The 6,813-nt window shown below is 47.7% G+C and carries 3 protein-coding genes, 18 tRNA genes and 1 pseudogene; 2 read left to right on the top strand and 20 right to left on the bottom strand.

What is annotated here, in order from left to right; all coding sequences use genetic code 11:
- Positions 1 to 635 precede the first annotated feature (635 nt).
- Complete coding sequence (locus JFN88_RS14445; protein ID WP_199020005.1) at positions 636 to 2,186, top strand: GxGYxYP domain-containing protein; 1,551 nt, start codon at positions 636 to 638, stop codon at positions 2,184 to 2,186.
- Positions 2,187 to 2,984: 798 nt separating this feature from the next.
- Here the strand turns inward: JFN88_RS14445 and JFN88_RS14450 are convergent.
- A complete protein-coding gene (locus JFN88_RS14450; protein ID WP_199020006.1) occupies positions 2,985 to 3,968 on the bottom strand; it encodes a hypothetical protein in 984 nt (327 codons plus the stop codon).
- 159 nt (positions 3,969 to 4,127) lie between these two features.
- Between JFN88_RS14450 and JFN88_RS14455 the strand changes: the two are divergent.
- Positions 4,128 to 4,601 (top strand): annotated as a pseudogene (locus JFN88_RS14455) (Rpn family recombination-promoting nuclease/putative transposase); the annotation flags it as partial.
- Between the two features lie 89 nt (positions 4,602 to 4,690).
- On the opposite strand, the gene tnpB reads toward JFN88_RS14455, so the two are convergent.
- From tnpB to JFN88_RS14550, 19 genes are all read right to left on the bottom strand, one after another.
- Positions 4,691 to 4,909 carry an IS66 family insertion sequence element accessory protein TnpB gene (gene tnpB / locus JFN88_RS25465; RefSeq protein WP_199020007.1) on the bottom strand — a complete coding sequence of 73 codons (219 nt, stop codon included), beginning with the start codon at positions 4,907 to 4,909 and terminating at the stop codon, positions 4,691 to 4,693.
- Positions 4,910 to 4,990: 81 nt separating this feature from the next.
- Positions 4,991 to 5,064, bottom strand: a tRNA-Gly gene (locus JFN88_RS14465).
- 7 nt (positions 5,065 to 5,071) lie between these two features.
- Positions 5,072 to 5,148: transfer RNA gene (locus JFN88_RS14470), tRNA-Pro, on the bottom strand.
- Between the two features lie 22 nt (positions 5,149 to 5,170).
- Positions 5,171 to 5,247 (bottom strand) — tRNA-Arg (locus JFN88_RS14475).
- Positions 5,248 to 5,250: 3 nt separating this feature from the next.
- Positions 5,251 to 5,325: transfer RNA gene (locus JFN88_RS14480), tRNA-Gly, on the bottom strand.
- A 5-nt stretch (positions 5,326 to 5,330) separates the two neighbouring features.
- Positions 5,331 to 5,417: transfer RNA gene (locus tag JFN88_RS14485), tRNA-Leu, on the bottom strand.
- A 13-nt stretch (positions 5,418 to 5,430) separates the two neighbouring features.
- Positions 5,431 to 5,503: transfer RNA gene (locus JFN88_RS14490), tRNA-Lys, on the bottom strand.
- 21 nt (positions 5,504 to 5,524) lie between these two features.
- A tRNA-His gene (locus JFN88_RS14495) sits at positions 5,525 to 5,600 on the bottom strand.
- Between the two features lie 8 nt (positions 5,601 to 5,608).
- Positions 5,609 to 5,694 (bottom strand) — tRNA-Tyr (locus JFN88_RS14500).
- 3 nt (positions 5,695 to 5,697) lie between these two features.
- Positions 5,698 to 5,773: transfer RNA gene (locus tag JFN88_RS14505), tRNA-Thr, on the bottom strand.
- Positions 5,774 to 5,797: 24 nt separating this feature from the next.
- A tRNA-Phe gene (locus tag JFN88_RS14510) sits at positions 5,798 to 5,873 on the bottom strand.
- A 12-nt stretch (positions 5,874 to 5,885) separates the two neighbouring features.
- Positions 5,886 to 5,962: transfer RNA gene (locus JFN88_RS14515), tRNA-Asp, on the bottom strand.
- Between the two features lie 44 nt (positions 5,963 to 6,006).
- A tRNA-Met gene (locus JFN88_RS14520) sits at positions 6,007 to 6,083 on the bottom strand.
- 17 nt (positions 6,084 to 6,100) lie between these two features.
- Positions 6,101 to 6,176: transfer RNA gene (locus JFN88_RS14525), tRNA-Val, on the bottom strand.
- 21 nt (positions 6,177 to 6,197) lie between these two features.
- Positions 6,198 to 6,272 (bottom strand) — tRNA-Glu (locus JFN88_RS14530).
- Between the two features lie 14 nt (positions 6,273 to 6,286).
- Positions 6,287 to 6,374: transfer RNA gene (locus tag JFN88_RS14535), tRNA-Ser, on the bottom strand.
- A gap of 17 nt (positions 6,375 to 6,391) precedes the next feature.
- Positions 6,392 to 6,481, bottom strand: a tRNA-Ser gene (locus JFN88_RS14540).
- 7 nt (positions 6,482 to 6,488) lie between these two features.
- Positions 6,489 to 6,561: transfer RNA gene (locus tag JFN88_RS14545), tRNA-Asn, on the bottom strand.
- Positions 6,562 to 6,567: 6 nt separating this feature from the next.
- Positions 6,568 to 6,643 (bottom strand) — tRNA-Ala (locus JFN88_RS14550).
- Positions 6,644 to 6,813 lie beyond the last annotated feature (170 nt).

Genomic DNA, 6,813 nt, shown 5'->3' on the forward strand with positions numbered 1-6,813 from the left:
TATCATGTCCAAGCGATAAATAAGCCGGAAAACGTTCAAAAATCGTATCGATGCAACTGTGCATGATAAGTAAGTCAAAAACTTGTTACGCAGGCTTATCTCAAATTACAAATTAAGTTCCCCCCGCAAACCTCTTTCTCATCCAGAAATCGGGCTTTCACCTCGATCGAACATCCCTCTGTCCCGAAGCTTTTCCTCTCTCCTGAAGTCAAGCACTGATTTCGGGTTTGAGCTAATTTTGTTGGATCATTTAATTGATCAATTTTTATTCAAACTAGCGACTGAAAATGACATATTGTTCAACAATGAATTAAATGATATATTTTATATATAATTCAAATTTTCGAAAGGAGTAGCATAAATGAGGACTAGACATCTCCCCATCGTCTGACGACACATCTTCGTCCACAACGCCGATCAAACGGTTACAATTACGATGCTCGGTGATAATATCATGTGAAAATGACAATCTGAACAATCGATTAAAGCAGACAACCTGCAAGACTCAACATTCTGCCGGTTGACGAGGAAGGCCAATGTTTCAACACCTGCGACATCGCAAATCGATTATTCAAAGTAAGGGGAGGTGCATGGCCGTCTTGCCATCTATTTTGCAGAAAGCGGGGGAAACAAACATGATGAAGCAATACATTCGTTTGGGATTTTTTTTAGCAATATTTTTAGGTTTGGTCGGTTGCAGCAGCAGCTCTGGGAAGGCCGAGTTCAGTTATTTTCCAAAGTTGGCTAAACCGGAGCATCTCTATGTAATCGAGAAAGCTTCACTCAGTCCGGAACAATTCGTTATGATCTCGACGCTGCAAGGTGTACTTGCGCAGAACAAACCGGAAATTTACATTAACGATACCGGTCCTTATAACGGCTGGCTGGAAGATATAAAATCGGGATATGGAGTAACGACTGAGGAAATCGGTGACGCTTGGGAATTGATAACCAAGTTCAAAGATCGATTGAAGGGCTTTATCGTGTACGAAAATCATTTGCCTTCCATTAACGTGGCGACATCGCTAGCAGGACTGTGGCAGGGCATCGCGGTGGAGAAATCGCTGGTGTCTCAAGTTGAGGCTCTTGGACTCACACAACTGGAAGATGTGAGCGATAAGGACGATAGTTGGCTCATTCTCGAACACGGCTCCGAGTTCTCCAAGAAGTTGATTGTCCAGCAAGATACGGAGAAAGGCGAACTCAGGGATATCGGAGTGGCCTATAAAGCAATGTATATTTTCAGCAGCTCGTCCGCGATAACAGAGCTCCCAGCGGTGTTTGATGCGTTGGATACGGATGCGGTACGTCTCGGTTGGGGGCCTGGAGACGAGTTTTCCCATGTCGGACTTGCCTCCTTGCAAGGCGTTGGCACCATTGCTACGGACTGGGCGGTGAACTTGACGACTCTATCCGGCATCGAGAGGAAAGCTCCCTTCAAGCAGCCAAAGCAACCTAAGATCGGGCCTGCAGATCCGAAAGCACATTACGTTGCCTTCGTCATGAGTGACGGGGATAACGTCCAGTGGCTGCTTAATGATTTCACGACAAGCGATCGCTACTTTGGCAGCCCAGACCGGGGATCGTTCCCAATGGGATGGCAGCTCGCACCGACGTTGGCTGACCTGGCTCCAAGCGTGTTGTCATGGATTTACGACTATGCTGCGGAAACAGACAACTTCGTGGGTGGAGTATCTGGAACGAGCTACTTCTACCCAGGGGATTATCCGCCGGACGCTTTAAAGGCGAACGCGGAGCATTTGGACGCTTATTTGCGTAAGACGGATATGCGAATAACGACGATTCTGGAGCGTTCAAACCCGTCCACGGAAGTGCTTAAAGCATATGCTTCCGCAAAACACCTTGATGGAGCGATCTTGTTGTACGGGGAGAAATATGTCGGTCCCGGCGGTAAAGTCCATTGGGTTGACGGCAAACCGTTCGTTGGCATCCGCGAAACGCTATGGTCGACCGATCCGGTTGCTATGGCTAATAGAATCAATGGTTATGAGACCGATCCGACGAAAGCAGAAGGCTACACTATTGTGAATGTTCATCCGTGGAGCCACACGATGGCTGATGTGAAGAAAGTAGTTGACAATCTCGACGGGCACGTCAAGATTGTTACACCACAAGAGCTGATCGATCGCATACGTCGCGACGTGGTGGATAAGACTGGCGAATGATGAGCAAACGGCTGTAAGTACGCATGAGACAGACAGTGTGGTTTTGAATCGGATAGGAAGCTATCCATTAGCTGGATAGCGGACCTTCCAGTTGAGTAGCTCGAAGGAGTTTCACCTTCAGGCTCTCACAGAAGCGTACGTGAACCTCTAGATCCATGCGGCTCCTGTCTCAACTATTTAGAGTGTCATTCCGAGAGCCCAATGTGGAACATATTGGGCTCTCTTTTTGTAAGTTCTTTTAGCCAAACTATCTTTTATTAATCCCCCTCGAAAGGTGTAACCCCAAAATTCAAACTCGGTGACCGGATACTCCTTCACCCTGTCCTTATCCTTGCAGTATACAATCTTGGTTTTCCTTGGATGCGACTCGAATTGCAAGCGCAAAGAAGGAAAAGGCCATCAGATGGAAATATCCTTCTTTCCCAATAACCGGGTGCGCATTATTTTTGCATTGTGGAACAAACAAGAACAGTACGACCCGAGTGTATGTAGAGCATCTCAATTGCAAAAACCCCCAAAAAAATGGAATAAAACTCACAAAACCCTTTAAGGGAATGTTTGAGCCTCAAATCTATCGTACATTCCACATTGACATTGAGGGTCTTGCACTTGGCTAACAGTTCTTACTGCCAAGCCTGCAGTGGACTTTCACCACCTAGTTATCGCCCATGCCGAGCGCACTACAAGAAATGAGCCGGGCGCAGCAATTCGCTGCACCCGGCTCATTTTTCACAGTAAGCTTGTTTGCACGACGCTTAAAAGACGCCGTCAGACGTTTTTCCTAAGTATTCGGTGTGTTTACACGTTGAAATAATAGATCAACTGGCCGCTTTCTCCGCTACCCGCGCCTTCCGAGAAAATAAACATGCTTACAACGATTCTCGTCACACCGTTCAAGTTTACGACAGTGAAGGTAGGATTAGCTAAAGCGGTTGAGCCGTTTGGTGTAACCGGATTCAATTGCTCGGCATTTCCTGTCGAATAGTCGTAAATGAAGGAACGGAAAGTTGACCAATCGTTTTTGACGAACTGCCCCTCGATTAACCCGAAGTCATAGCCCCCGAAATTCAGCTTGCCATCGCGATCCCCGATATTGCCTGCAACTCCCCAGTGCAGCAGCGCATTATCAAAGTTAGTTTGTGTGCTGGACGACCATGAACTAAAGTTGGTCAGCGTTCCCCGTGCTTGACGGTCTACGTCGCCGTTCTTGAAATAATGGAAGCCGATATCAACGCTTGTGCTGCTTGCGGAGTAGATATTTGGTGTTCCTTCCGCATAGTTTGAATGATTGCGGGGAATATCGTAGCTTTTTGTAGGGCTCGCGGACTGTAATGATGTCCAGGAAGGATAATAGGCAACCTTAACATGATTGTTAGGCTCTTGCTCCCATGCCACGACATAGCCGCCATCCGACGCCACCTTGATCGATGGCTGCGACGCGTCGTTGCCCGTTGAGCCCGCCAGCGACTTGACGAAGGTCCAGTTCAGTAAATCTGTTGAGGTGGCCAGGTTTACTTTAGCTGTACCATTCTTGTATGTGTGATATACCGCTAAAAATTGTCCGGAAACGGCGGGGTTGGAAATAATTTTGGCCGTGTCCATTGTATTGCCTACGTCGTCTTTGGCGTTGAACTTCTTCGCAACCGCTCCTGTAACATTATTTAATTTAGTCTTTAAGGAGGCACGTGCAGAATCCGATGGTGCAGCGAAGGCTTGCATGGTTGTTAATGACATAAAAGCGGCTAACACGAGGATAAAGCTGATGGACTTTTTTGCTTTCATTAGACATCTTCTCCTTTGTAATAAGTTTTAAAGAATATATATAATATATTCAATACATCCTTATTATATAGCATAAATAGGAAAAAGGAAATAGGAAACATGTAAAAAAACATATTTGTCAAGACTCGGTTTATGACGAGCAGTGAAGAGCCTGGACAAGAGGACGCTCCCCGCGACAAATAGTCGATTGGACATTCGCGGCAAAACAGCGGACGGGGAACTTATCAACGCTGAGATGCAATTAATCAACAAATACGATACCGAGAAACGTACTCTTTTCTACTGGACAAGCTAATACAGCGGATAGCTTCAAAAGGGCCAGTCTTATAAAGTGTTGAAGAAATGTGTAACCATCAACATCCTGAATTACTCGTTCTTGCCTAACAACCAATGCCATAACGTTTTTCTATCTGCGTAAAGATCGAAGCAGCATCCTGCTTATAGATGATATGGAACTGCATTTTCTTGAATTGCCCAGGCTTGGCGATCATGCGGCTCCTGTGGAGAGCGGTGGACTGGTTACTCTTCTTGAAAGGTGTCGATAAATCCAATTGGGAGTGCTGAATGATGAACGAGCCTGTGTTGAAAAAAGCAATGGACACATTGGAATTTCTTAGTCAGGATGCCAAAGCCCACGATGAGAAAAGGAAAGCGATCCAGATGGCTAAGGCTAAAATGGTACGATAAAGAGTCAGTCTTCATCGGACTGACTCTTCATACTGTTAACTGCTATGAACGCAAGGTAAGTTTTTATTAAGATCAGTGTATATGCTATCGGCAAGAAACTGGAGAAATTCTATCTTGAGCTTGTCGCGCCTTTGATTACCGAAGACAAAGAAGCTTGTGGAGCAGGAACTCCGCGCAAAGCGTTCCTGAATGACGGCGGCAAGTCCGTCGATGGGTTTTTGCGTCGCAAGACAGGAAGAAAGTGATCTGATCACATTACTGTAAAAATCCTCTCTGTCTTCGCTAAAACAACAAAAAAAAGCCTTGATATCAAGGCTTTTCGAACTTTATTTTGATGGAGCGGGTGATGGGAATCGAACCCACGCTACCAGCTTGGAAGGCTGGAGTTCTACCATTGAACTACACCCGCATTATGATGGTCGGGACGACACGATTTGAACATGCGACCCCCTGGTCCCAAACCAGGTGCTCTACCAAGCTGAGCTACGTCCCGTGGACAATCATAAGTAAATAAATGGCGTGCCCTGAGAGATTCGAACTCCCGACCTTTTGATTCGTAGTCAAACGCTCTATCCAGCTGAGCTAAGGGCACTTATGGAGCGGAAGACGGGAATCGAACCCGCGACCCTCGCCTTGGCAAGGCGATGCTCTACCGCTGAGCCACTTCCGCAATTATGGTGCGGTCGAGAGGACTCGAACCTCCACGGCTGTTACACCACTAGAACCTGAATCTAGCGCGTCTGCCAATTCCGCCACGACCGCAAATTGTAAAGCATGAGACATGTAGGATTCGAACCTACGACACCCTGATTAAAAGTCAGGTGCTCTACCAACTGAGCTAATGTCTCACAGTTGGCATCTTACTTAAATGGGGCGATCGATGGGACTTGAACCCACGAATGCCGGAGCCACAGACCGGTGCGTTAACCCCTTCGCCACGACCGCCATAAAACTGGTGGAGGATGATGGATTCGAACCACCGAACTCGTCAGAGAACAGATTTACAGTCTGCTGCGTTTGGCCACTTCGCTAATCCTCCATGTGGTGCCGCCGAGAGGACTTGAACCCCCAACCTACTGATTACAAGTCAGTTGCTCTACCAGTTGAGCTACAGCGGCAAAATATGCAATTGTACTGCTTCATGGTGGCTCGGGACGGAATCGAACCGCCGACACGAGGATTTTCAGTCCTCTGCTCTACCAACTGAGCTACCGAGCCATATGATGATAATGGCGGAGCTGACGGGATTCGAACCCGCGGTCTCCTGCGTGACAGGCAGGCATGTTAGGCCTCTACACCACAGCTCCACATTATAAGTCCCGGATTTACTCCGATGGTAAAACATTGGTTTTGGTTGCGGGGGCAGGATTTGAACCTGCGGCCTTCGGGTTATGAGCCCGACGAGCTACCGGGCTGCTCCACCCCGCGTCGTTAATTACTTTATATGGTGGACGCTGACGGGATCGAACCGCCGACCCTCTGCTTGTAAGGCAGATGCTCTCCCAGCTGAGCTAAGCGTCCAGGGAATGCTGTATAGCTAAATGGTGACCCGTAGGGGATTCGAACCCCTGTTACCTCCGTGAAAGGGAGGTGTCTTAACCCCTTGACCAACGGGCCTTGTATGTATAATACGGAGAGAGAGGGATTCGAACCCTCGCACCACTTGCGCAGTCTAACCCCTTAGCAGAGGGTCCCCTTGAGCCACTTGGGTATCTCTCCAAAGTAAAGTCTTGGAACGGAGAAGGAGGGATTCGAACCCTCGAGACGCTTGTGACGCCTACACGATTTCCAATCGTGCTCCTTCGACCAGACTCGGACACTTCTCCATAAAGGCTCCCCGAACAGGACTCGAACCTGTGACAACTCGGTTAACAGCCGAGTGCTCTACCAACTGAGCTATCAGGGAATATTTTGGTGGAGCCAAGGAGGAACGAACTCCTAACCTCCTGCGTGCAAGGCAGGCGCTCTCCCAGCTGGGCTATAGCCCCATCTTCAATGTACCAGTTGACGCATACAAATCCAATTTAGAGCAGCCGTTATACTTACACCCTGAAAACTGAATACGAATGATGTTTACTTTAGCTAAAGTCTATAGGATAAGCCCTCGACCGATTAGTACTGGTCAGCTCCACACATTGCTGTGCGTCCACCCCCAGCC

It is taken from the genome of Paenibacillus roseus, from assembly GCF_016424485.1.
Lineage (GTDB): Bacteria > Bacillota > Bacilli > Paenibacillales > Paenibacillaceae > Paenibacillus_D > Paenibacillus_D roseus.